Origin of the sequence: Kordia sp., from assembly GCF_022447245.1 — a bacterium.
In the GTDB taxonomy this organism is placed as follows: domain Bacteria; phylum Bacteroidota; class Bacteroidia; order Flavobacteriales; family Flavobacteriaceae; genus Kordia.
This window is the reverse complement of sequence record NZ_JAKVBC010000004.1, coordinates 113,555-136,823: the sequence shown is the minus strand read 5'-3', so window position 1 is coordinate 136,823 and position 23,269 is coordinate 113,555. Positions and strand designations below refer to the sequence as shown.

Below are 23,269 nucleotides of genomic sequence, written 5' to 3'. Positions count from 1 at the left end.
TTTTTGAAGCATGAATAAACAAAAACTCTATTTCCTTTCAGGAACGATGTGTACGCCAGAATTGTGGGAATATGTTTGTAATGATTTGACAAAGTTTGATTGTATTTTTATCGATACCACTTTGGCAACTTCTTTTGAAGAAATAGATCAACTTTTGGATAGTACTTTAGAAGAAAACGCTTTTGTGGTTGCTTTTTCCATGGGCGCGTATGCAACAATGCATTTTACGGTTTCTCATCCAAATCGAATTCAAAAATTGATGATTCTTGCTGCTTCTGCGAATGGTTTGAATGCTAAAGAACTACAATTGCGAAAAAGTACGATTGACTTTCTAGAGGAACACACTTACAAAGGAATTGCTACTGCACGTGCACAACAATTTTTACATCCAAAAAAACATCAAAACCAAGAATTAATTCAAGTCATAAAAGATATGGATACTACTTTGGGAAAAGAGGTTTTAATACGTCAACTCAAAGCGACTTCACAACGAGTTGATCTCACAGAAAAACTATCAAAAATTCTAGCAAAAATTCATGTCATTGCTTCTAAAGAAGATGCTTTAGTAAATATTGAAGCTGTAAAACATTCACAACAACAATTTGACAAAGCAACGATAAGCATACTTAAAAACTGCGGACATATGATTCCGTTAGAAATGCCTGATTTGGTGCGAGAAAGTATCCTTCGATTTTTTTAAAAATCTTCAAACTTCTTTGATCTTACACAAGATTATCATAGATTTAAATTAAGTAACACAGAATTATGAAAACGAAACTATTACTCATAGCAATTCTTATAACGACACTTTCTTTTAGACAAGATTCAAAACTTTCCATATTTGATAATTTGGTTTCAAAAACTTAGAAAGCCGAAGGAAAATGGGACGATGGCAGCAAGTTTGTACAAGAAATTACATTCAAATATTCCTCAGATAAAAAACTCGTCATTGCAGAATCTATTGGATTTGTAGACAAAGCTCAAACCAAACTAGGACCACGAAACCATGGAATTCGTCAATATGATGCTGCAACAAAAACTGTCAAATTTTGGGAATTTGATGTATTTGGCGGATTGACGGAAGGAACTGTTTCTGCGGAAGGAAAAAATATCATCTATATAGACAAATACGGAAACTCTGTTGTCACAGATATGTGGGAAAATGTAGATGATTCTACATATAAATTTAAAGTTGGAAGCTACGAAAATGGCGGGTGGAAGAAAGTGTATTTGAGTACGCAGTTTGTGGAGAAGAAAGGAAAATAAAAAAACTATGTAGCATTTGTAAAACATCGAATTAAACTAATTGTATAATTTTAAGCGCAACCTTTTATTGTGTTTTGTATATAGTTGTAAATCGATGTTACTAAAAATGAAAAAGCCTTACATTACACTACTTACCTTTGTATTTATGATCATTCTTTTTTCTTGTAAGAATGATGATGATTGTGGTTCTCCTAATTGGATTACACCTAATAATCTTGAAAATGAATATGGCTGTGTAAATACAAAATATCAGATGGATATTGATTTAAATAATGATTACACAATCATACGTTCACAAGAATCGTTTGACGATTTAGTTACGGGAACGTGTGCTCCACAAATTGATGTTTCGATGTATGATTTATTAATTGGAAAGCAAGCACTTACTTCTGGGAATACATCTATTAATTATAGTTTTATGAATCACCCGTGCAATGGAGAACCGTATTTACAGATTGATTTTATTCAAAACGCAACCACTGAAGCGCCAAATCTTATATATCATTCACTCATACCAAAGTTAAATGCTAGTGAAACCATTAGTGTTTAAATACACATAAATTAAACTTTTTACAGTGTTGTGTAATAAAATAAGTTATGTACTAGCTTCAATTAAATATTGAAAGATAATATTACACTCAAAAAAGAAGGTTTGAAAAATTTAAACTATTCCTTCAAAATCGCCAATACATATTCCTTATAACTCGCGCCAATAGGAACTTCTACATCGTTAAGTTCAATATCATGTGGTGTAAATGCGGTTACTTTTTTACTATTAATCAAGTATGATCTGTGCACACGTAAAAATGCATGTTTGGCAAGTTCGGCCTCTAAATCGCTAATTTTTTGTTTGGAAACGATGCTTTTTGAAGTCGTATGAATCTTTACGTAATCTTTTAAACTTTCGATGTAAATAATGTTTGAAACCACAACTTTATGATATTTAGTTCCTGACTTAATTTGAATCAAAGTTTCTTCTTCCTTTGGCAAAGTAGTCACCGAAACCTGCGTAGGTTTGATATCTCTGTAAAAACGTTCCACCGCTCTAAAAAATCGATCAAAGGTAATTGGCTTCAATAAGTAATCGGCAACATCCAAATCGTAACTTTCCAAGGCATATTCTCGGTAAGCTGTTGTAAAAATTGTTTTTGGCGGATTACGCAAAGATTTTAAAAAATCGATTCCTGTAATCGTTGGCATTTTAATATCTAAAAACAACAGGTCAATGTCGTGTGTGTTTAAAATTTCCAAGGCTTTCATGGCATTATTGCAGGTTGCTACAACTTCAAAGGAAGCAATCTTCGCAATATGATTTTCCATCAATTTAATTGCCAACGGTTCATCATCTACCAATAAACATTTAACTTTCATACGCAGTAGTTTTTAAGGTGATGATCACTTGAAATGAATTTTCTCGCTGTTCAATCGTAATGGTATGTGTGTTTGGATATAACAATTCCAATTGCTTTTTTATATTATCTAATCCAATGGCACCATTTGCATTCTTTTGTGGCTGATTGGCAGTTGTGTTAAAAACTCTAAATGTCAAAGTTGAATCTTTTTGCTGTAAATCAATCGTGATTTTTGGACTACCAGAATCTTCTCCAGCACCATGTTTAAATGCATTTTCTACAATGGATAGTAAAATTAGGGGTGCAATTTTGGTATGTGAAGATACATTATTTGTAAATGTTACTTCCAAACGTTCATCATAACGCAAACGTTCCAAAGAAATATAATTTTCTAACAACATAATTTCTCCTGACAAAGGCACATACTTTTGATCACAGCGATACAAAACATAATCCAAAATTTCAGACAATTTCCCAATGGATTCTGAAGTTTTTGGTGAATTGATCACGGATAAAGAATAAATATTATTCAAGGTGTTGAATAAAAAATGCGGATTCAACTGCGCTTTTAACATCTTTAACTCAATAGCCGTTTTTTCCTTATTAAGTGATTGTTCTTCGACACGTTCCAACGAAAGTTTTACAAATAAAAATAGAAAGGTAATAGAATAAATATTTAAAAAGTAGCCTTTAATTAACTTTCTCCAATCGGTTAAAATCTCTACAATAGGTTCTTGCTCAAACGGACGAACTCTAAATAATGGTTCTGCAACATGCACCATTAAAATTCGAGAAAACACACAAATGATATATGCACTGATAAAACCGAAAATAAAAAACTGTAAGTGTTTTTTTGAATATAAATACTTAGGAACTAACCAATATGCTAAAAAATAAGATGAGATGATATGTGGAATCAAATGCGATAACTTTGCAATAGCAATGACCCAAAAAGGCTCCTTAGAACTCTGAGTAAAAACAAGAAATGTGTAAATGAGGCACCAAAAAACAATATGCTTTAAGACGCGACGATTTCTAATATATGCAATTATATCTTTTATCATGACTATATATCAAATCTAATAATATTCATAAAAGTACGCATTAGACTTCTTTAAAAATTACAGATCGATAAACAACTGAAAAAAATACCTGAACACCGTAAAAAAGTAGACGAAACAAATACTTCTGTATTTTTTGAACTTTTGACGACTATACAACGGTATTCGGCTATTTATAAATATAGTATCTGTTTTAACAACATATTTGCAGCATCAATCAAACATAAAACGAACAGATATGAAGAAAATAGTCATTCTATTTGTGTATTTAGCTTTCATGTTGGCACATGCGCAACAAACTAAAGAATACACAATCAAAGGAAAAGTTGTTGATAAAACAACACAACAAGCATTAGAATATGCTACAGTCACCATTTTAGACACCAAAACAAATAAAGTTCTAGAAGGAGGTATTACTAACAGAAAAGGAAATTTTTCACTAGATATTGCACAAGGAACATACACGATTAAAGTGGAATTTATTTCTTTTAAATCTTATGAATCAAAAAACGTAACAGTAAATAAAGACCTCAATCTTGGAACCATTAGCCTGGAAGAAGATTTGGAAGCTTTGGGCGAGGTAGAAATTGTCGCAGAAAAATCTACAGTAGAATTAAAATTGGATAAAAAAGTATTCAATGTTGGAAAAGATTTATTAACGCAAGGTGGAACCGTAAATGATATTCTAGACAATGTTCCTTCCGTAAGTGTAGATGCTGGTGGCGGAATCAGCTTACGCGGGAACGGAAACGTGCGAATTCTGATCAACGGAAAACCTTCTGCTTTGGTAGCAAACAATGGTTTGGATCAAATTCCAGCCGAAACGATTGACAAAGTTGAGGTAATTACAAATCCTTCAGCACGTTATGAAGCACAAGGAACTGCAGGAATCATCAATATCATACTCAAAAAGAATAAAAAAGGAGGATTGAGTGGCTCGGTACAATTAGGCGCTGGAGATCCAAGAGATTTTAGAGCCAATTTAAATTTGACTTATAAAACGGATAAAGTGAATTTTTTTACGAATGTTGGCTACAGAAACTCTAATTACTTTGGAGAAGAGACAACTCGTCAAACCGTAACGAATAATGGAATTACTACAGGATTAACGCAATTTAACGATCAAGATAGAAATGATGATGCGCGTAATATCTTTTTTGGAGGTGATTATTATATCAATAAAAAGAATACCTTAACGGCGAGTTTTTACCATACATTCTTAAAAAATACGGACGAAACACGTTTGAATTATTCGTATTTAGATGCCGCAGGTACTATTGATAGTACTATTTCGAGAATAGAAAACTACAAAGAGCCACAAAACTTCAATCGTTTGGAGATGAATTATGTGAAAACCTTTGACAAAAAAGGGCAGAAGCTTGAAATGGATGTACAATACGATTTTTGGAACGATGATGAGCAAGAACGTATTCGCCAACAAAGAACACAACCAACAACAACCGATTTTACTACGATTAACAGTGATGATGTAGAAAGCAGCAAAGACTTTTTGTTTCAAGCAAACTTTGTATCTCCATTAACAAAAACGTCACGATTAGAAACAGGAATTCGAACAGAAATTCGAAGAATTACGAGTGATTATATGGTACATATTGACGATGTGTTAGTGCCAGATTTAGACAACGAATTGGATTACAATGAACGTATTTACGGTGTGTATGCCCAATACGGAAATAAAATTGGAAAATTCAGTTACCTATTAGGGTTGCGTGTCGAACATTCAGACATTGGAATTGATGATGAAAAGCGTTTGTTTAACGATGATAAAAACTATACTAACTTATTTCCGACAGCACATTTTACCTACCAAGTGGCTGACAGAACAGATGTGCAGCTAAGTTACAGCAGACGTATTAATAGACCAGGATTTTGGCAATTGAATCCTTTTGGCGGATTGACAGATTTTAGAAACTTGCGTGCAGGAAATCCAGATTTGAATCCGATGTATACCAACTCGTTTGAAGTTGCCTTTTTAAAGCGTTGGGGGAAATTTTCGATCAATCCATCACTATATTATCAGCGTACAACCGACTTTTTCAACTTTGTTACCAACCAATCTACCGATGGAAACTTTATCACATTTCCTGTGAATTTAGACAAGGAAGATCGTTTCGGATTTGAATTTTCAACAACATATAATCCTTTTAAATGGTGGCGATTATCAGGAGAATTCAACTTCTTCCAATACGATCAAAAAGGAGATTTTGAAGGACAAAACTTTGATACTAAAGACGAAGTTTGGTTTTCACGTATCAATTCTAGAATGCGTTTCAAAAAAGGATTGTCTATGCAAACAAGTTTCAATTACAGAGGAAGAAATCAAAACGGACAAACCTTACAAAAACCACAATACTTTGCAGATTTTGCCATCAGTAAAGACATTTTTGGCGACAAAGGCGCTATTACCTTAAATGTTAGAAATATCTTCGATTCTAGAATTCGTGATGTAGTTGTAACAGGTGAAAACTTCCGTTTAGCATCGGAAAGAAAAGCAATTGGAAGAAGAGTTTCACTAACTTTTGTATACAGATTCAATCGTAAAAAAGGACAACGCGACCGATTGCCTGATTAAAAGATACACAAACAGTTTTTCGTTTTAATTAGTTAAATCTTGAGTTGTATCTTAAGTGATGCAGCTCAGGATTTTATAAGTAACTTTTCTGAATCAACGCTTTTGCCAAACTTCCCAACACTTCAATAGCTTTCTCAATAGGTTCAGTTATGGGTGTTGAAAAACTCAATCGTATATAATTTTTGTGCGAAACATTCATAGAGAAAATCTGCCCTGGAGCAATAATCAAATTCTGCATTTTAGCTGCTTCAAACAAGGCAACACTGTCAAAATCTTCAGGAAAAGCAATCCATAAAATATAACCGCCTGTTGGTGGTACAAAATAAATTTCTTCAGGAAAATATTGGTAAATCAATTTGCAATAACTGAGCATATTTGCTTGTAATGTATGGCGCAACTTTTTTAAGTGATACGGATATCTTCCTTTAGATAAAAAACCAACCAAAGCTTGTTGTGATAAAGTGCTAGAACCTAGTGAATGAATTCGTTTCAAACGTGTCACGGTTTCTGTAAACTTTCCAGCAATAGTATAACCAATACGATAACCTGGCGCTAAGGTTTTAGAAAAAGAAGAACAATACAATACCAGTCCTTCAGTATCAAACTGTTTGCAAGTACTCGGACGATGTTTTCCAAAATACAATTCGCCATACACATCATCTTCAATCAATGGAATTTGGCGTTTTGTGATGAGTTGTACCAACTCTTTTTTTTGTGCTGTTGACAAACTTTTTCCCGTTGGATTGTTAAAATTAGTAGTCAACAAACAAGCTTTTACAGGAAACTTTTCTATTGAACGTTTCAAAAATTTCAAATCCAAACCTGTTTTGGTGTGAATTGGTATAGGAATAAATTTCAAACCTAAATCCTTAATGATTTGATGAATTCCGTAATAAGTCAAACTATCCGAAATTATAATATCTCCTTTTTTGGTTGTAGCTCGCAAACACAAAGTTAACGCTTCTGTACAGCCATTCGTAACTACAATGTCTTTTGTAGTATAGGCTTTTCCTAGTTTAATCTGTTGTCCAGCAATTGACTGTCGCAAATGTATATTTCCTGATGGATGATCGTAATTCAAAATATCAGCGCCTAAAGCAGTCAATGCAGATTTAACACTCTTTTGCAAGCTGGCAGTTGGCAACAAAGACAAATCTGGTTTTGCAGATGACAAGTGTGTGTAATTTTCAGCACTTAACAAATCTACAATATGAGAAATCATGCCATCGGTGGTCAATTCATGAATTGCGGGAATTTCTTTCTGATTCGAGTTAACGATATCAGATCTATACTTTTTAGGTTGATAAATTACGTAGTATCCAGATTTTGGTCGCGCTTCAATCAAACCTTTTGACTCTAGTGTGTAATATGCCTGAAAAATGGTAGAAGCACTTACATTGTGTTGCTTGCTGAACATTCGCACAGACGGAAGTTTGTCTCCTAATTGCAAAACACCATTCAAAATCTCTTCTTCAATATGACTTGCAATATCTTCATATAAAAAATTAGCTACTTTCACATATATCTGATATGGTGTAAATATAAAAAACTGAATCTGTTTTGTTGTAGAATTATCTTTTAAATTTACAACAATCAAAAAATGAACACAGATGGAAGTAATCTATAAAAAAGAAACATATTCCATAATAACGGATATTGACAAATTAGACATAGGAATGATTCATAAATATTTAAGCGAAGAATCCTATTGGGCACAAAACATACCCATGCAATTAGTGAAACAGTCTATTGAGAACTCTCTGAACTTCGGACTCTTTCATGAAACGACTCAAATCGGATTTGCACGCGTAGTAACAGATAAAACTAAGTTTGCATATCTATGTGATGTTTTTATTGTGGAATCCTATCAAAAAAAAGGCTTGTCCTCTTGGTTGATGGAAGTTATTATGAATCACTGTGAATTAAGAGGCATAAGACTTTGGATATTGGCAACAACTTCTGCCGATTGGTTGTATGAAAAATATGGCTTCACAAAACTAAATCAACCCGAACGATATATGGAAAAACGAAACATAATAGACTATAAAAATGTATAAACAATTACAAACGGATAAAGAAAACATGGGAGCATTGCTGCAAAGTGTACAACAATTGGCACTGCAACGTTTTCAACATATAGAAAGCATTCCTGCTGCTGCAAAACCACAGGAAGTTCAAAACTATCCATTACCAGAAGAAGGATTGGGTGCGGCAACAATATTGGCAAAATTTCAAGAAGAATATCAACATCTGATGTGTGGTTCGTCTGGGCCAAGATATTGGGGATACGTAACTGGTGGTACAACGCCTGCTTCTGTTTTAGGAGATTGGTTAGCAACAACCTTTGATCAAAATACACAAAGTGTAAAAGGTAGAGGTGATGTGTCTGCCATTCTAGAGAAAGAAACGATTCAATTATTACTAGACTTTTTAGAATTGCCAAAGCATTTTTTTGGCGGATTTGTAACTGGCGCTACGATGTCTAACTTTACCTGTTTAGGAATTGCACGTCAATGGATTGGAAAAAATCAAGAATACGATGTTGCACGTACAGGATTGCAACAACCAATTCAAATAGTTGCAGGAATGCCACATTCGTCTGTTATCAAAGGAATTGCGATGTTGGGAATGGGCAGTACAAACATTCACAAAATTCCACTTCTCGAGGGCAGAGAAGCGATGGATATTGAACAACTGGAAGAATTCTTAAAACAAAACACATCTGGAGAAACCATGGTATTGTCAAGTGCAGGAACGGTCAACAGTGTCGATTTTGACGATATGAAAGCCATTTCTAAACTAAAAGAAACTTATGACTTTTGGTGGCATATTGATGCTGCTTTTGGCGGTTTGGTCGCTTGTATAAATGATAAAAAGCATCTCATCACAGGTTGGGAACAAGCAGATAGTATTACAGTTGATTGTCACAAATGGTTCAATATTCCATATGATAGTGCCGTATTTTTTGTGCATGAAAAACACCAACAAAGACATATAGAAACGTTTCAAAACTCCAATGCACCGTATTTGGGCAATCCGATGGAAAACTTTTCGTATTTAAACTTCTTACCGGAAAACTCAAGGAGATTCAGAGCATTGCCAGTTTGGTTTTCGTTAATGGCGTATGGCAAAAAGGGGCATCAGGAAATTATTTCCAGAAACATTCAATTAGCACAACAATTGACAAGCTACATAGAAAAAAGTGATGTGTTTGAATTGGTAGCGCCAACAAGAGTAAATGTAGTATGTTTCAAACTAGCGGGAGTTTCGCAAGAAAAACAAGATGCATTCATACAAGAATTAAACAGCAGACGAAAAATATTCATCACGCCATCTGTATACAAAGGAAATTCATGTTTTAGAGCAGCATTTGTCAATTGGCAAACAACGGATAAGAATATCGTTATTGCTATTGAAGAATTAGAAGCTAGTTATAACATCATAAAAAAATAATACTACTAAATTCCTAATGTCATTTAAGTAAAAGTGTTGATGCAAATTGGTAGAAGTGTTCACAAATGTTGAATAAGAAAGGAATAGAAGTGTTCACACCGAGCGAAGTCGAAGTGTAACATTATCATGGAAACATAGTCTTTTATATAAATCATAATCAAAAAACAAACAATGAAATCAAAACTACTATTACTCTTAGCATTAGGAATTTTTACCACGTCGTGTTTATCCATTAAAACAAAATCCAAGCGAACGGTAGTCGCCAAAGAGAAATACATTCCTGTAGATCAAGAATTATACAGTACGATTGTTGCTTTAGATACGCGTTTCTTTGATGCATATAATACCTGTGATATGGAAACACAAGCAGAATTGATCTCAGAAGATATAGAGTTCTTTCATGACATGGGCGGATTGTCAACTTCTAAATCACAAATCCTAGAATCCCTAAAAAATAACATCTGCGGAAAAGTAACACGTACACTGATAGAAGGTACTATTGAAGTCTATCCAATCAAAGGATATGGCGCGGTACAAATGGGAAAACATAAATTCTTCAATAAATTAGAACCAAATGCGAAATCCGTTCCAAGCAAATTTGTGACCATCTGGAAAAATGACCACGGGAAATGGGTAATGACGCGAATTGTGAGTACGCATAAAAACTAACTGTATTTTGAAATAGAGTAAGATTATCATAGTTTTAGCGATTCACAATGAATCACGAATATGAAAAAGACACTATTCACTATATTTCTTAGCTTCACATGTATAACCATACATGCACAAACTGGCATCGAAAATAATTCGGAGGCAATAAAAAAAGCACAAGCAGCATTAGCATCCGATTTGGAATACTTTTTTTCAGATTGTCTTGTCTATAAAGATTGTGAGGATTGTATTAATGAATTAGTTTCCAAAGCTAAAAATCCGTATCAGCAGTATTTAGTCGGAGGTGCCTTGTATTCTATTGCTCCAAAAATTTCATACGACTTGCATAAAAAGGCTTTTGAAAGCAAACCAAATGAACGCAATTTCAATTTGGAATATGCGCTTGAAAGCCATCGAATTGAAGATTATAAAACAGCAATAAAACATTATAAAGTATACAAAAAAGCAGTTCCTCAAGATTACCGATTACATGTCTGGCTAAGTGAATGCTATTTGCAATTAGACAATTATCAAAAAGCCATAGAGCATTGGAACGCAGCAAATCATCCCAAAAATCATACTGGAATTGACAAAGCAATCTATATCATTCATGGAGATGCAGAGCAAGTAAGAAAACGTTCAGAACTCTTAAAAAAGATAAAAACAAAAGATGCTAGAAGTGCTTATGAACTGATCTTTTTAGATATGAATTGGGAATTAGATTGGTGGAATAATAATGTGCAAGAATACTTTCTAGAAAAAGACATTGCTACAATTAAAGATGTTTTTGGTGAAACCAGTAAAGAATATCTGCAACTAGCAGCTTATAAAAAAATTAAAAAACTCTCTGAAGATTTTGATCCAGAAGCTACAAAAGCAGCATTTTTAGAAGCTAAATTAGTTCTTGACAACAACGAAATACCTGTAAATGGCAACATTGCTTCTGACTTATTACGAATTTCATTTCTTAATAAATTTTTAGATGAAAAGACATTCTTTGAAGAGCGAGGAAACGAAATCGTACAATTGGCAGATACATACATAGACATTGAATTGCTGAATATTTATGCATATTTGGAAGCGGTAGTCTTGGGACATGTTTCTCCAGAAACGGACAAAAAAGGATGGAACGAATACAAAAGTGAAAAATTTGCCATTAGCTATTTCATAGGACTGGCAGATAAAAATACCTATGACAATCCTGATTTAACAAAAGCTTTAAAAGACTTTCCAAATTCCTCAAAAATTCATTGGGTAAAACTCAATTGTGCTAAAATTGAAAGAAGGGACATCAAAGAGGATTTAATAGAAGTATTAAAAAAAGAATTTAAAACCTTAGGATCTGATCCTAGTAACTATTCTTATGCTCTCAAAAGCTATTTTTATATACTAGAAACGAAACCATAAAAACACAAGCCGCGACAACGTACTTTAGAACAAAAAATAGTACGGAACTAAAAGAAACCTTCAACTCATACAAAATTTACAACCAACCAAAAGAAAATCAAGGGTATCATTGGATTTTCTTGGTATCTTTAAGTAACCAAACCTACTTAAAGATGTTAGATTGGAATTTATATAATACAACCATATTTATTGGCGCTATTGGACTTTTAGTGTTGGTGACGTATCATATATTCATAAAAAAAACGCAGGACAAAACTTCGCGGTACTTCTTTTGGTTTTTGATGATTACGGCCATTGCGATTCTGCAATACATTTCGTTTGATATTGGAATTGCAAAACAATATAAAGCTGTCATGCTGTTCTTTTTTCCATTAGAATTTTTAGCGCCTGTTATTTTTACAGCGTTTACCTGTTCGTATTTGCAAAAAGAACAACTCTTTAAAAAATACAAATACTACTTGCTCATTCCGTTTGTGGCATTCTTTTTAATTTACACAGTTATAAAGATCAATGTATTTGTAGATTATTCGATATTTTCTCGAGAAACCATTGGAAACATTCACATGGAATGGAATGAAAATCTAGCCTTACTTTTCACTTTTATAGTAGGAATTTGGAATTACAACATCATCAAAAACTATGAAAAGAGCTTGGGCGAACTGTCTTATCACGCTGTAATTCGTAAAACAAAATGGTTAAAAAACATCTATGTTACGCTCATTTTACTGAGTGTTTTTTGGTTATTGACACTTTTGTATATCAAAACTAACAGTAATGTTAGTGGAAATCATAATTACTATCCATTATGGATTGCGTATTTGGCGTGTTACTACTTGTTCTATGTGAAAAGTACGATGCACCTAGACAAAATTCGACAAGAAAGAAATGAAGAAGGAAAAGTGTTCCATCTTTCTGGCTTAGATACATTGTTTGAACCAAAAGTGTTACAAGTATTACGACAAAATCAATCGCAAGTAATTGCTATTCTGAGTTATTTCGCCACATCTTTATTTGACAAAAATAAAACGAAGGAAGTACTTTGGGACATTCTAGAAAACTGTGTCTCCAAACTAAAATTAGAAGATTGTGTCTTGTATCTTTTAGACGAAAAACGAAAAGTTTTAATACAAGAAGCTGCTTTTGGAAACAAAAAACAAGATGCTTTTGAAATTCATCAACCCAAAGATATTCCTGTTGGAAAAGGAATTGTAGGAAGTGTGGCTAAAACTGGAAACTATGAACTCATAAAAGATACAAGTAAAGACAAACGCTATATTATTGATGACAAAGCACGCTTATCCGAATTAGCAGTTCCTATCTATATAGAAGGAACACTCAAAGGTGTTTTGGATGCCGAACATTCGGAGCGTAATTTCTTTACAGAAAACCACTTGTATTTATTTCAACTCATTGCCAAACTCACAGAAAAGAAACTCATACAGCTTCAGCATAAAAAAGGAATCAGCATTACGGACGATAATGCATACTATAAGGAAATTTGTGCGCTCATGGAAGAAGAAAAGCGCTATCGAGATCCTGAAATAAAACTTGCTACACTTTCCAAGGAGATTAATATTAGCGCAAACTATCTTTCACAAGTAATCAATGCGTTAAGTGGGCATAACTTTTCAGATTTTGTCAATAGTTATCGTATCAAAGAAATAAAGTCCAAACTATCGCATCCTGCTTTTGTAGAATATCCTGTATTATCTATTGGGTTAGAAGCTGGGTTCAATTCAAAATCAGCTTTTTATAATTCTTTCAAAAAACACACAGGAATGTCACCTACGGCATTTCGGGAAAAACACCCATACGAGTCCCAATTCATTTAGTTTCAACAATACGGGACACTTGAAACCCTTGCCAGTACTAGGTTTGTATCGTCATTAATTTGAAAAATAAAAATGACATATACAAAAACTAAATTGGCATTATGGGGAATGATACTACTACTTTCGTTCTCTTATGCTGGAACAGAAAAAGGCAAAAATGCCGAAAAAGAAGCGCAACCCTATGCAGCAAAAATACTCAAAGATATGCCGCACGTCATGGGCTTTCTTCAACTCAATATCAAAAGGAAGTTGACAAATATTACAAAGCAAGTTATCGACTCGCGTATGTTGATGGATATTATGTAAATGGAAAAGTAAAGTTTGCAGCTTTATAGAAAAACAAAGAACAAAAGGACTATGTATGCAAAACTTAGCTTGGGAAAACAACTTAAGTCCCGAGAGAAAAGATAAATGGAGCGATCCGATGTTTCAGAAGAAAATACTAAATAGGAGGCAATATATCAATTGGGTTTTACGAAGACGTAATCCGATATACATCAGGAGCCTATTACCAATATTCAAATTTTGGATAGAATCTTTTAAGAAGAATCATTGAAAAGAAAACGGGAAAAAGTTACGAAAACTATGTTCGTAACAATATCTTAAAGCAATGTAGAATCTCGCAAATGTTTATTGGTGCCAACAAAAAGAAAAACCGTCGTTACAAAGAAGTGGTATACTATTCCAATAGAAAACCGTACGACTTACAAATGCGCAGAATGGACAGTCATGGTGGTTGTATAGCTTCTTCGGTAGACTTACTTAGATTCATGGTTCGTGTAGATGGACAAAGTTCTAAAAAAGACATTTTAAAAAGTAGAACAAATAACACCATGACAACAGGTTCATAAGTCAACTCTAACTATGCAAAAAGTTGTTCTGTAATTGGTATTACTTGGTTACATGGAGGAAGTATGGTTGGTATAGGGACATTGTGAAAGAAATGTACAATGACATCAGTTATGTAATTCTTACAAATTATTCAAAAAAATGCAAAGAATGCGATACCTCACACCGAAGTGTCTTAAAAAAAGAAGTTGAAGACGGAATAGGAACCATCAAATTTTGGCCAAACTTAGACTTGTTTTAATGAAACTCGATTTTGAGAGGCCAGAAATGGCGAAGTCAAAATTGTAAGTTGGATTAATACTGATGAAAATCAGGATCTCACAAAATACAGAAAATAACCTTGAAGTTGTAACTTCTCTTTTCTTTTTGAATCAGAACTATTTAAATTTATGATAAAGCCTTAAATAGACTAAAAGAACTCCAAAAAAAAATCCCGAAAAAGAAAAAAATGAATTTTTAGATTGGTAGCGAAAAGATATGAGAATTTAATATAGCATTTCGACAACGCTCAATATAAAAGTATTGAGATTTTTGATAAGTCATTACGAGGAAGCATGACGAAGTAATCTCATACTTTTCATATAAAAATTTGTCTTTGAAACTACCAGATTGCAACGTTGCTCTCTCCTCGCAATGACGTATCTAATAATTAGAAATTTAAAAAACATTCGTGAATTCATGGTAAAACTTTAGCGCAAGAGTAAGCAGATTAAAGAAAGAGTGAGATTCCACATTAAGTGGGGAATGACAAGAAGAGTAACTACTAAAATGCCAAGAGCGAAGCGATACCAAAATACGAACAATCCAAAAGCAAAGAGCTTTTAAAAATCTATCGATCTAAAGCGCTAGTGTTTCTAACAAGTCTAACTTCAAAGTACTTCTCGATACAATTTTCTATATTTATTTCGAAAAATCACTCGAAGTGACATTTAGAGATTTCGACAATTAAAAGATTTAAAAAGCACCTAACAACATTAAGAAAAGTCTAAAAGCGCTCACACTGAGCGGAGTCGAAGTGAGGCCGTTCTGTAAGCGAAGCGATCTAACAAGGAAGTGGTCTAACAGCAAAGCGTATCTAAAAACCAACATGAAACAAAGCATCACCTTGATTCACAACAGCTTGGTTATTAATACAAAACACAAAACCATTATATGGAGCTTTCACTTCTTCACAATAATTAGCAAACGTATCAGTCACAAAACCTAAAACTTCTCCTTTTTCAATAGAACCCCCATTCAATACTTGCGGTACAAACATTCCAGCTGTTGGCGCGCGTAACCATTTGCGTTTCGTAATGAATTCGCTTTCCTCACGTTCAATCAACATTGGGTCAATTTTATCAATCATTTTGGCGTATTTCATCACATTCAACACACCTTGAATCCCTTCCTTAATCGAATATTCATCAAAACGCATACTTTCGCCACCTTCATACACAATAATTGGAATCTTTCGGTCATAAGCTGTCTTTCGAAACGATCGTTCAATCAAAGTAGTCGCAAAATAAAAAGGCGCATTAAACACTTCTGCCAACGTTTTGCTCTCAGGCAAATCTCCGGTATAACGAATCTGTGGATGATTATGACGTTGTGCACCACCTGTATGTAAATCAATTCCAAAATCTACTTGTGGCAACACTTCATTCGTCACTTTATAAGCAATTCGTGAAGCTAAAGAACCATTTTTAACACCTGGAAAACTACGATTCACATCTTTTCCATCGGGCACTTGTCGTGAAAAGTGAATAAACCCAAAAATATTCAACAATGGTAATACGATCACAGCGCCACGTTTCACTTTAAAAAGTTCTTCAAACAGCATTCTGCGGATAATTTCCACACCATTAATCTCATCTCCATGCAAACCACCTTGTACCAATAATGTTGACCCAGCTTCTTTTGCGTTAAATACATACACAGGAATATCAATCAAGGTTCCAGTAGGCAAACGATCAATAGGAATCTTAATCCATTTTGCTTCTCCGGGCGCCACAGTTTCTCCGTGAATAGTAAGTGTCTTATTTTCTGAATTTTCGAGCATTCTTTTCTACATATTTAATAATCTCACCAGCCACATTCACTCTTGTATGTGCTTCAATCCCTTCCAAACCTGCGGAAGAATTGGCTTCAATCACCAAAGGGCCACGTTTTGAACGAATAATATCCACACCGCAAACAGGCAAACCTAACACTTTTGCTGTATGAATAGCAATCTTCTTTTCGAACTGTGTCAAGGTTACGGATTCTGTTGTTCCTCCGCGATGTACATTACTTCTAAAATCTTCATCGCCACTACTACGCATCATAGCAGCCACAATCTTATTTCCCACAATATAAACGCGAATATCTTGCCCGTTGGCTTCCTCAATAAACTCTTGCATAATAATATTTACATTCATATTATACAAAGATTCAATAATGGATTTTGCCGATTTCTTACTATCTGCAATCATCACACCGAGTCCTTGAGTTCCTTCTTGAAGCTTAATAATAATTGGAGCGCCACCAAGCAATTCAATATGTTCCTTAATATTAGAAGTATCTTTCGCAAACAAAGTTTTCGGAATAGGAATGCGCTTTCTTGCTAAAATTTGCATAGTACGAAGTTTATTTCGCGAACGGATAATACCTAGCGACTTTGCTGTCGTAAACACGCCATTCATTTCAAACTGTTTTACTATCGCAGAACCATGTCGTGTTACGGAAGTTCCTATACGTGGAATAATGGCATGTGCGCCATTTGTAATATTTTCGGAACCAAAATAAATTTGGGGTTTTGCTTCCTCACCAAGTAATACAGCACATTTTGTATGATCGACGATTCTAACATTGTGTCCTTTCTTGGCAGCTTCATGATACAATCTATTCGTAGAATAAATTCGGGAACTAATAGATAGAATATAGATATTCATTGAAAGTGGAATCAAGTAAGATTTTTTTAAAAATAAGTAAACTTTCTTACTTTAAGAATTTGCAATGCTAAAAAAATATAAAATGATGCTAATGCTATGTTTATCGTCAAAAAATGCCAAACATACTTGAATGAAGTATAAAAGCATAAAAACTGTTATTTATTTACTATGGGATTAAAAGAGGTAAAACACTAGGCATTAGTTTTTTTTCTAATCCAGAAAATGAAACGGCAACTGTTACGGAAAAAGATACTTGGAATTTTTGGGTGTTCAGGCTTGGAGCTGCAGGTTATTTTAATGGAGCAGAAAAGAATAAATCAAGCAATTTAAATTTTAATATATCAGCTAAAAGAGTGACTGAAAAAAATAAATTTTCAATAAGAGCTAGCTTCAGCGAAAACAGATCAACCTTTACTTTTGATGGCGATAAAATTATAGCTATTAATAACAATAAGTCTTTAAATGTAAGTGATGTTTTTAGAATAAATTGCCGTTGGTCTTATGGCTTTTTTGGAGATATTGTAACATCAACCTACAGCAATTATAAGTTGTTTTGGAGGTTTAGACTTGCAACAGAATATAACTTTTTTAAATATGAACAATCTGCAAAAAAAACAACTCATTTTATCGTATCGAAACGGATTAGTTTTTAATGATTACATAGAGCGATCTGTATTCGGAAAAGAGCAAGAACTCTTATTTGAACACACTATTTTATCAGGAGGAAGTGTTCGTCAAGAATGGGGAAACATCAATGGCGATGTGTCTTTTAATCAGTACTTACACGATACAACACTGAATTCTTTGGGATTTTATTCAGGAGCTAATATTAGAGTATTTAAAGGTTTTAGTTTTAATGTTGGAGGAAATTATAGAATTAAAAGAAATCAAATCAATCTTCCTGCTGGTAATGTGTCGCTAGAAGAATTATTACTCCAACAACAGCAATTGCAGTTGGACTACAATTATTGGGCTACCATTGAATTTAGTTATTCATTTGGGTCAATTTATAATTCTATTGTCAATCCTCGATTCAACTTTTAATTAAATCCATTCTAAATAGACTTCAAAACAAGTCTTAAAACTTGTAGAGATTCCGAGCGAGCCGTATATTTGTGGAACAAATAATTAATCACAATTATAATGAGCGGAATTTTAAATTCTTCGATTGGAAGAAAGTTTGCCATGGCACTTTCGGCACTCTTCCTAATGGTTTTCATCCTACAACACTTTGCAATCAATATTCTTTCTGTACTTAGTCCAGATACTTTTAATAAGGCCTCTCATTTCATGGGTACGTTTTGGGCAGTACAGTATATATTGCAAGCAGTTTTGATTTTGGGAGTTATTTTTCACTTCGTAATGGGATTTGTCTTAGAAATAAAAAATAAAAGTGCAAGAAATGTGAGTTATGCAAAAAATAACGGAAACGCAAATTCTTCTTGGATGAGTAGAAACATGATTTGGAGTGGAGGATTTATATTAGTTTTCTTAGTAATTCACTTTATTGATTTTTGGATTCCTGAGATCAATACAAAATTTGTTGCAGGCGACATGTCAGGACTTATTGATCCAACAAACCTAGAAAGTGGATTTAGATATCATGAAGAATTAGTACACAAGTTTGAACCAATTTGGCGTGTAGCATTGTACTGCGTTGGATTTACCTTTTTAGCATTACACTTATTACATGGATTTGGTTCAGCATTCCAGTCAGTTGGAGCTAATAACAAATACACAATAGCATTGAAAGGAGTGAGTAAAGTATATTCTATTGGAATTCCAGCAGGGTTTATATTCATTGCTTTATTTCATCACTTTACAGGAACTCACTAAAAACTTATCAAAACTATGGCTTTAGATTCAAAAATACCTCAAGGACCACTAGCAGATAAGTGGACAAAACATAAAAACACAATCAATCTTGTAAATCCAGCCAACAAACGTCTTATTGATGTCATTGTTGTGGGAACAGGACTCGCAGGCGGATCTGCAGCAGCTACATTAGCTGAATTAGGATACAACGTAAAAGCATTTTGCTTTCAAGATTCTCCACGTCGTGCACACTCTATTGCAGCACAAGGAGGAATCAACGCAGCGAAAAACTATCAAGGAGATGGAGATTCAACCTACCGATTATTCTATGATACGGTAAAAGGAGGAGATTACCGCTCGCGTGAAGCAAATGTATATCGTTTGGCAGAAGTATCTGCAAACATCATCGATCAATGTGTGGCACAAGGAGTTCCTTTTGCTCGTGACTATGGTGGATTATTAGACAACCGTTCGTTTGGTGGTGTATTAGTATCACGTACTTTCTACGCTAAAGGACAAACAGGTCAGCAATTATTATTAGGAGCTTATTCCTCGATGAACCGTCAAATCGGTCGTGGAAAAATTAAAATGTACAACCGTCATGAAATGTTAGACGTAGTTGTGGTTGATGGAAAAGCAAGAGGAATTATAGCACGTAACTTAGTTACTGGTGAAATAGAAAGACATTCAGCGCATGCGGTTGTACTAGGAACTGGTGGATATGGAAACGTATTCTTCCTTTCTACAAACGCTATGGGAAGTAATGTAACGGCTGCTTGGAAAGCGCATAAGCGTGGAGCCTACTTTGCAAATCCATGTTATACGCAAATTCACCCAACATGTATTCCAGTTTCTGGAGATCATCAATCAAAATTGACGTTAATGTCTGAATCATTACGTAATGATGGTCGTATTTGGGTGCCAAAACACAAAAAAGATGTAGAGGCAATTCGAAACAAAACGTTGAAGCCAACCGATCTTAAAGAAGAAGAAAGAGATTATTACTTAGAGCGTCGTTATCCAGCCTTTGGTAACTTAGTACCGCGAGATGTTGCTTCACGTGCCGCTAAAGAACGTTGTGATGCAGGATTTGGAGTAAACGCTACAGGAGAAGCTGTATACTTAGATTTCGCCTCTGCAATTCAACGTTACGGAAAAGAGCAAGCACACGTAAAAGGATTAAATGAAGATGATGCAGCCTTAGTTAAAAAATTAGGTCAGGAAGTTGTAAAGAATAAGTATGGAAACTTATTCCAAATGTATGAGAAAATCGTTGATGAAAATCCATACGAAACACCAATGATGATTTACCCAGCGGTGCATTACACTATGGGAGGGATATGGGTTGATTACAACTTACAAACGACAGTACCAGGATTGTATGCTATTGGAGAAGCTAACTTCTCTGATCACGGAGCTAACCGTTTAGGAGCTTCTGCATTAATGCAAGGTTTAGCAGACGGTTATTTTGTATTGCCTTACACAATTGGCGATTACTTAGCTAATGACATTCGTACGGGTCCAATCTCTACAGAAACAAAAGAATTTGATGAAGCAGAAAATAAGGTAAAAGATGCTATCAATCAATTAGTAAATAACAACGGGACAAAGCCTGTTGACTATTTCCACAAAAAATTAGGAAAAATTATGTGGAACAAATGTGGAATGGCACGTAACGAAAAAGATTTAAAATCTGCCATTAAAGAAATCTCTGAATTAAGAGCAGAGTTCTATAAAGATGTTCGTGTGCCAGGTGAGGCAAATGAATTCAATGAAGAATTGGCAAAAGCAGGTCGTGTTGCAGACTTTTTAGAATTAGGAGAGTTATTTGCTAAAGATGCATTACAACGTGAAGAATCTGCGGGTGGACATTTCAGAGATGAATATCAAACAGAAGAAGGTGAAGCAATGCGTCGAAAAGAATTCCAGTATGTTTCTGCATGGGAGTATAAAGGAGAACCTAAAAACGCTGTGCTACACAAAGAAGACTTGATATACGAAAACATAGAAGTAAAAGAAAGAAGTTATAAATAGATAGTAGTGTTGAGACATGAGATGTTAGGAAGCTAACTGCTCAATACTCAATACTCAATACTAAAATCTAAATTGTATGAATTTAACATTAAAAATATGGCGTCAAAAAGGCGCAAATGATAAAGGAAAAATGGTTGATTACCAAATCACCGATGTTTCTCCAGATATGTCTTTCCTTGAAATGCTGGACGTTCTGAATAGTGAACTCATTACAAAAGGAGATGAGCCAGTTGCGTTTGACCATGATTGTCGTGAAGGAATCTGTGGAATGTGTTCTTTATATATTAATGGAGAAGCGCACGGACCAGATCGTGGCGTAACAACCTGTCAGTTACATATGCGAAAGTTTAAAGATGGAGATACTATTTATATTGAACCATTTAGAGCTAAGGCGTTTCCTGTAATCAAAGATTTAGTGGTAGATAGAAGTGCTTTTGATCGTGTACAACATGCAGGAGGATTTGTTTCTGTGAATACTTCAGGAAATACCATTGATGCTAATGCAATTCCTATTAACAAGCATGATGCAGATACTGCTTTTGATGCTGCAACATGTATTGGTTGTGGAGCTTGTGTAGCAAGTTGTAAAAACTCAAGTGCTATGTTATTTGTTTCTGCAAAAGTATCGCAGTTTGCATTATTACCGCAAGGACAAGTTGAAGCAACAGATCGTGTATTAAACATGGTAAAGCAAATGGACGAAGAAGGTTTTGGAAACTGTACCAATACTGGAGCTTGTGAAGTAGAATGCCCGAAAGGAATTTCACTTGAAAATATTGCACGTATGAATCGTGAGTATTTAAAAGCTTCTTTTAAAGGATAAAATTTAACAATCCATATATCTAAAAAAATCCCAAGTATGACCTGCTTGGGATTTTTTATTTATTTTCATTAAAAAAACGCACTATGTTACGATTAAAATTCTTTCTACCTGTATGCTTGTTAGTAATATCGAATTGTATGGAATAACAACAAAAAATTAGACAAAAAGTTAAGGGATTTATGCTGCTTTTCTACTCATAGATTGTTTGACAAACCCTTTATAACTTTTAAGAACAGAAGCGAATAGATTACTTGCATATTGCGAGCCTCTATCTGAATGAAAAATCAATAATTACAGTTAAATACAGCCAACCTTTGCTAGTGTGTAAATAGGTAATATCATATACCCATACTTAATTTTTTCTATGGACTTTAAAATCCTGATCTAATAGATTAGCTGCTACAGGATAGGTATGATTGCTATCTGTTGTAATTTTAAACTATGTTTACGCTTTACAATTAGATTAAGTTCTCGCATTAATCTTGCTATTTTGCGTTTAGATACATAATGATCATATTTTTCTAATTCAGCTTTCATTCTTTCTGCTCCATAGCTTTGATAACTATATTCAAAAATATGTTTGATGAAATACATAATAGAATGATTGTTTAACCATCGTTTTGATGGACCTTTGCTCAACCAACTATAATAACTACTCCTACTTACTTATAATACTTTACACATCTTCTCAACTGGATACTTCAATTTATGGTGCTTTATAAATCTATAGTTGTCCTGTCGCTCTTGGAAAAGATGCTTACCGCTTTTTTTAATATTTCATTCTCTAAGGGACACTCTGGTAATTGTTTCTTTAGTTTGGCTATTTCTTTTTGATCATCTGTTTGTTTTGGATTTGCGCGTCCTGGAAAACTGTTTTGACCATATTCATTATACGCTTTTCACCAACGTTGCAACACTGATGTTGATAATCCTAATTCTCGGAAAGTTTCTTCTACATTACCCTTTTGATGGCTTAATGCTAGAGCTTTGCGCTTAAATGACTCTGTGTGAGTCTTTCGTTTTGTTGACATCTTTTCAAAGTTGAGTTAATTAATAATTTAATCTCTTAACTCTATGTCCAATCAAATGTAAACATTCCAGTCTGGTAAAACCTTATTAATTGGAATTGTAGATAAAACTAAAAGTATAAATGTACAGCAATTAAGCAAAGGAATGTATTTTATCCAACTAGAAAAAGAGTGTTGAGGTTTATCAAAAAGT

General features: G+C 34.1%; 21 protein-coding genes and 2 pseudogenes. 16 read left to right on the top strand and 7 right to left on the bottom strand.

Going from position 1 to position 23,269, the window contains the following annotated elements; genetic code table 11:
* Nucleotides 1-10: 10 nt before the first annotated feature.
* The 3 genes from MK119_RS04615 to MK119_RS04605 all read left to right on the top strand — a co-directional run bounded on the left by MK119_RS04615 (nucleotide 11) and on the right by MK119_RS04605 (nucleotide 1,816).
* Nucleotides 11-700, top strand: a complete 690-nt coding sequence (locus MK119_RS04615; protein ID WP_290671364.1) for an alpha/beta hydrolase — start codon at nucleotides 11-13, stop codon at nucleotides 698-700.
* A 374-nt stretch (nucleotides 701-1,074) separates the two neighbouring features.
* Nucleotides 1,075-1,266, top strand: a complete 192-nt coding sequence (locus MK119_RS04610; RefSeq protein WP_290671363.1) for a hypothetical protein — start codon at nucleotides 1,075-1,077, stop codon at nucleotides 1,264-1,266.
* 106 nt (nucleotides 1,267-1,372) lie between these two features.
* Nucleotides 1,373-1,816 (top strand): hypothetical protein, encoded by a 444-nt coding sequence (locus tag MK119_RS04605; protein ID WP_290671362.1) that lies wholly within the window; start codon nucleotides 1,373-1,375, stop codon nucleotides 1,814-1,816.
* Between the two features lie 116 nt (nucleotides 1,817-1,932).
* On the opposite strand, the gene MK119_RS04600 is transcribed toward MK119_RS04605, so the two are convergent.
* Both MK119_RS04600 and MK119_RS04595 read right to left on the bottom strand, forming a co-directional pair.
* Nucleotides 1,933-2,637, bottom strand: a complete 705-nt coding sequence (locus MK119_RS04600) for a LytTR family DNA-binding domain-containing protein (RefSeq protein WP_290671360.1) — start codon at nucleotides 2,635-2,637, stop codon at nucleotides 1,933-1,935.
* Complete coding sequence (locus MK119_RS04595) at nucleotides 2,627-3,682, bottom strand: histidine kinase (RefSeq protein ID WP_290671358.1); 1,056 nt, start codon at nucleotides 3,680-3,682, stop codon at nucleotides 2,627-2,629. The genes MK119_RS04600 and MK119_RS04595 overlap by 11 nt, the downstream gene beginning before the upstream one ends.
* Nucleotides 3,683-3,917: 235 nt before the next feature.
* On the opposite strand from MK119_RS04595, the gene MK119_RS04590 reads away from it, so the two are divergent.
* Nucleotides 3,918-6,272, top strand: a complete 2,355-nt coding sequence (locus MK119_RS04590; protein WP_290671356.1) for a TonB-dependent receptor — start codon at nucleotides 3,918-3,920, stop codon at nucleotides 6,270-6,272.
* A gap of 73 nt (nucleotides 6,273-6,345) precedes the next feature.
* On the opposite strand, the gene MK119_RS04585 is transcribed toward MK119_RS04590, so the two are convergent.
* The gene (locus MK119_RS04585) at nucleotides 6,346-7,791 is read right to left on the bottom strand and encodes a PLP-dependent aminotransferase family protein (protein WP_290671354.1); all 1,446 of its coding nucleotides are present in this window, start codon (nucleotides 7,789-7,791) and stop codon (nucleotides 6,346-6,348) included.
* 91 nt (nucleotides 7,792-7,882) lie between these two features.
* On the opposite strand from MK119_RS04585, the gene MK119_RS04580 reads away from it, so the two are divergent.
* The 7 genes and pseudogenes from MK119_RS04580 to MK119_RS04550 form a co-directional block, all read left to right on the top strand.
* Nucleotides 7,883-8,329: a GNAT family N-acetyltransferase gene (locus MK119_RS04580; protein ID WP_290671352.1), complete on the top strand. Its 447-nt coding sequence runs from the start codon at nucleotides 7,883-7,885 to the stop codon at nucleotides 8,327-8,329.
* Entirely contained in the window at nucleotides 8,322-9,725 is a 1,404-nt protein-coding gene (locus tag MK119_RS04575; protein ID WP_290671350.1) for a pyridoxal-dependent decarboxylase, read from the top strand. The genes MK119_RS04580 and MK119_RS04575 overlap by 8 nt, the downstream gene beginning before the upstream one ends.
* A gap of 171 nt (nucleotides 9,726-9,896) precedes the next feature.
* The gene (locus MK119_RS04570) at nucleotides 9,897-10,394 is read left to right on the top strand and encodes a nuclear transport factor 2 family protein (protein WP_290671348.1); all 498 of its coding nucleotides are present in this window, start codon (nucleotides 9,897-9,899) and stop codon (nucleotides 10,392-10,394) included.
* 60 nt (nucleotides 10,395-10,454) lie between these two features.
* Nucleotides 10,455-11,783 carry a hypothetical protein gene (locus MK119_RS04565; RefSeq protein ID WP_290671346.1) on the top strand — a complete coding sequence of 443 codons (1,329 nt, stop codon included), beginning with the start codon at nucleotides 10,455-10,457 and terminating at the stop codon, nucleotides 11,781-11,783.
* A gap of 152 nt (nucleotides 11,784-11,935) precedes the next feature.
* On the top strand, nucleotides 11,936-13,615 hold the full coding sequence (locus MK119_RS04560) for a helix-turn-helix domain-containing protein (protein WP_290671344.1): 1,680 nt from the start codon (nucleotides 11,936-11,938) through the stop codon (nucleotides 13,613-13,615).
* A gap of 101 nt (nucleotides 13,616-13,716) precedes the next feature.
* Nucleotides 13,717-13,950 carry a hypothetical protein gene (locus MK119_RS04555; protein ID WP_366512771.1) on the top strand — a complete coding sequence of 78 codons (234 nt, stop codon included), beginning with the start codon at nucleotides 13,717-13,719 and terminating at the stop codon, nucleotides 13,948-13,950.
* A 210-nt stretch (nucleotides 13,951-14,160) separates the two neighbouring features.
* Nucleotides 14,161-14,466, top strand: a pseudogene (locus tag MK119_RS04550) (serine hydrolase); the annotation flags it as partial.
* A gap of 1,073 nt (nucleotides 14,467-15,539) precedes the next feature.
* Here MK119_RS04550 and MK119_RS04545 read toward each other — a convergent pair.
* Both MK119_RS04545 and MK119_RS04540 read right to left on the bottom strand, forming a co-directional pair.
* Nucleotides 15,540-16,505, bottom strand: coding sequence for a succinylglutamate desuccinylase/aspartoacylase family protein (locus tag MK119_RS04545; protein WP_290671341.1), 966 nt, complete (start codon nucleotides 16,503-16,505; stop codon nucleotides 15,540-15,542).
* On the bottom strand, nucleotides 16,483-17,391 hold the full coding sequence (locus MK119_RS04540; RefSeq protein ID WP_366512770.1) for a RimK family alpha-L-glutamate ligase: 909 nt from the start codon (nucleotides 17,389-17,391) through the stop codon (nucleotides 16,483-16,485). The genes MK119_RS04545 and MK119_RS04540 overlap by 23 nt, the downstream gene beginning before the upstream one ends.
* 251 nt (nucleotides 17,392-17,642) lie before the next feature.
* Here MK119_RS04540 and MK119_RS04535 point away from each other — a divergent pair, with 251 nt between their 5' ends.
* From MK119_RS04535 to MK119_RS04515, 5 genes are all read left to right on the top strand, one after another.
* Nucleotides 17,643-18,029: a hypothetical protein gene (locus MK119_RS04535; RefSeq protein WP_290671339.1), complete on the top strand. Its 387-nt coding sequence runs from the start codon at nucleotides 17,643-17,645 to the stop codon at nucleotides 18,027-18,029.
* Nucleotides 17,971-18,420, top strand: a complete 450-nt coding sequence (locus MK119_RS04530; protein WP_290671337.1) for a hypothetical protein — start codon at nucleotides 17,971-17,973, stop codon at nucleotides 18,418-18,420. Before MK119_RS04535 ends, MK119_RS04530 begins: the two co-directional genes overlap by 59 nt.
* 99 nt (nucleotides 18,421-18,519) lie before the next feature.
* Nucleotides 18,520-19,212: a succinate dehydrogenase cytochrome b subunit gene (locus MK119_RS04525; protein WP_290671336.1), complete on the top strand. Its 693-nt coding sequence runs from the start codon at nucleotides 18,520-18,522 to the stop codon at nucleotides 19,210-19,212.
* Nucleotides 19,213-19,227: 15 nt separating this feature from the next.
* Nucleotides 19,228-21,225 carry a fumarate reductase/succinate dehydrogenase flavoprotein subunit gene (locus tag MK119_RS04520; protein WP_290671334.1) on the top strand — a complete coding sequence of 666 codons (1,998 nt, stop codon included), beginning with the start codon at nucleotides 19,228-19,230 and terminating at the stop codon, nucleotides 21,223-21,225.
* A gap of 76 nt (nucleotides 21,226-21,301) precedes the next feature.
* The gene (locus tag MK119_RS04515) at nucleotides 21,302-22,048 is read left to right on the top strand and encodes a succinate dehydrogenase/fumarate reductase iron-sulfur subunit (RefSeq protein ID WP_290671332.1); all 747 of its coding nucleotides are present in this window, start codon (nucleotides 21,302-21,304) and stop codon (nucleotides 22,046-22,048) included.
* A 186-nt stretch (nucleotides 22,049-22,234) separates the two neighbouring features.
* On the opposite strand, the pseudogene MK119_RS04510 reads toward MK119_RS04515, so the two are convergent.
* Both MK119_RS04510 and MK119_RS24205 read right to left on the bottom strand, forming a co-directional pair.
* Nucleotides 22,235-22,487 (bottom strand): annotated as a pseudogene (locus MK119_RS04510) (IS3 family transposase); the annotation flags it as partial.
* Entirely contained in the window at nucleotides 22,448-22,642 is a 195-nt protein-coding gene (locus tag MK119_RS24205; protein ID WP_366512750.1) for an IS3 family transposase, read from the bottom strand. The pseudogene MK119_RS04510 and the gene MK119_RS24205, both read right to left, overlap by 40 nt.
* Between the last annotated feature and the right edge of the window lie 627 nt (nucleotides 22,643-23,269).

Excerpts from the sequence above, each read along its gene's own strand:
- MK119_RS04555 (WP_366512771.1), top strand. The coding sequence starts at position 13,717 with ATGGGGAATGATACTACTACTTTCGTTCTCTTATGCTGGAACAGAAAA.
- MK119_RS04615 (WP_290671364.1), top strand. The coding sequence starts at position 11 with ATGAATAAACAAAAACTCTATTTCCTTTCAGGAACGATGTGTACGCCA.
- MK119_RS04575 (WP_290671350.1), top strand. The coding sequence starts at position 8,322 with ATGTATAAACAATTACAAACGGATAAAGAAAACATGGGAGCATTGCTG.
- MK119_RS04600 (WP_290671360.1), bottom strand. The coding sequence starts at position 2,637 with ATGAAAGTTAAATGTTTATTGGTAGATGATGAACCGTTGGCAATTAAA.
- MK119_RS04515 (WP_290671332.1), top strand. The coding sequence starts at position 21,302 with ATGAATTTAACATTAAAAATATGGCGTCAAAAAGGCGCAAATGATAAA.
- MK119_RS04525 (WP_290671336.1), top strand. The coding sequence starts at position 18,520 with ATGAGCGGAATTTTAAATTCTTCGATTGGAAGAAAGTTTGCCATGGCA.
- MK119_RS04560 (WP_290671344.1), top strand. The coding sequence starts at position 11,936 with ATGTTAGATTGGAATTTATATAATACAACCATATTTATTGGCGCTATT.
- MK119_RS04545 (WP_290671341.1), bottom strand. The coding sequence starts at position 16,505 with ATGCTCGAAAATTCAGAAAATAAGACACTTACTATTCACGGAGAAACT.
- MK119_RS04590 (WP_290671356.1), top strand. The coding sequence starts at position 3,918 with ATGAAGAAAATAGTCATTCTATTTGTGTATTTAGCTTTCATGTTGGCA.
- MK119_RS04565 (WP_290671346.1), top strand. The coding sequence starts at position 10,455 with ATGAAAAAGACACTATTCACTATATTTCTTAGCTTCACATGTATAACC.
- MK119_RS04520 (WP_290671334.1), top strand. The coding sequence starts at position 19,228 with ATGGCTTTAGATTCAAAAATACCTCAAGGACCACTAGCAGATAAGTGG.
- MK119_RS04595 (WP_290671358.1), bottom strand. The coding sequence starts at position 3,682 with ATGATAAAAGATATAATTGCATATATTAGAAATCGTCGCGTCTTAAAG.
- MK119_RS24205 (WP_366512750.1), bottom strand. The coding sequence starts at position 22,642 with ATGTATTTCATCAAACATATTTTTGAATATAGTTATCAAAGCTATGGA.
- MK119_RS04580 (WP_290671352.1), top strand. The coding sequence starts at position 7,883 with ATGGAAGTAATCTATAAAAAAGAAACATATTCCATAATAACGGATATT.
- MK119_RS04570 (WP_290671348.1), top strand. The coding sequence starts at position 9,897 with ATGAAATCAAAACTACTATTACTCTTAGCATTAGGAATTTTTACCACG.
- MK119_RS04530 (WP_290671337.1), top strand. The coding sequence starts at position 17,971 with ATGAACAATCTGCAAAAAAAACAACTCATTTTATCGTATCGAAACGGA.
- MK119_RS04605 (WP_290671362.1), top strand. The coding sequence starts at position 1,373 with ATGAAAAAGCCTTACATTACACTACTTACCTTTGTATTTATGATCATT.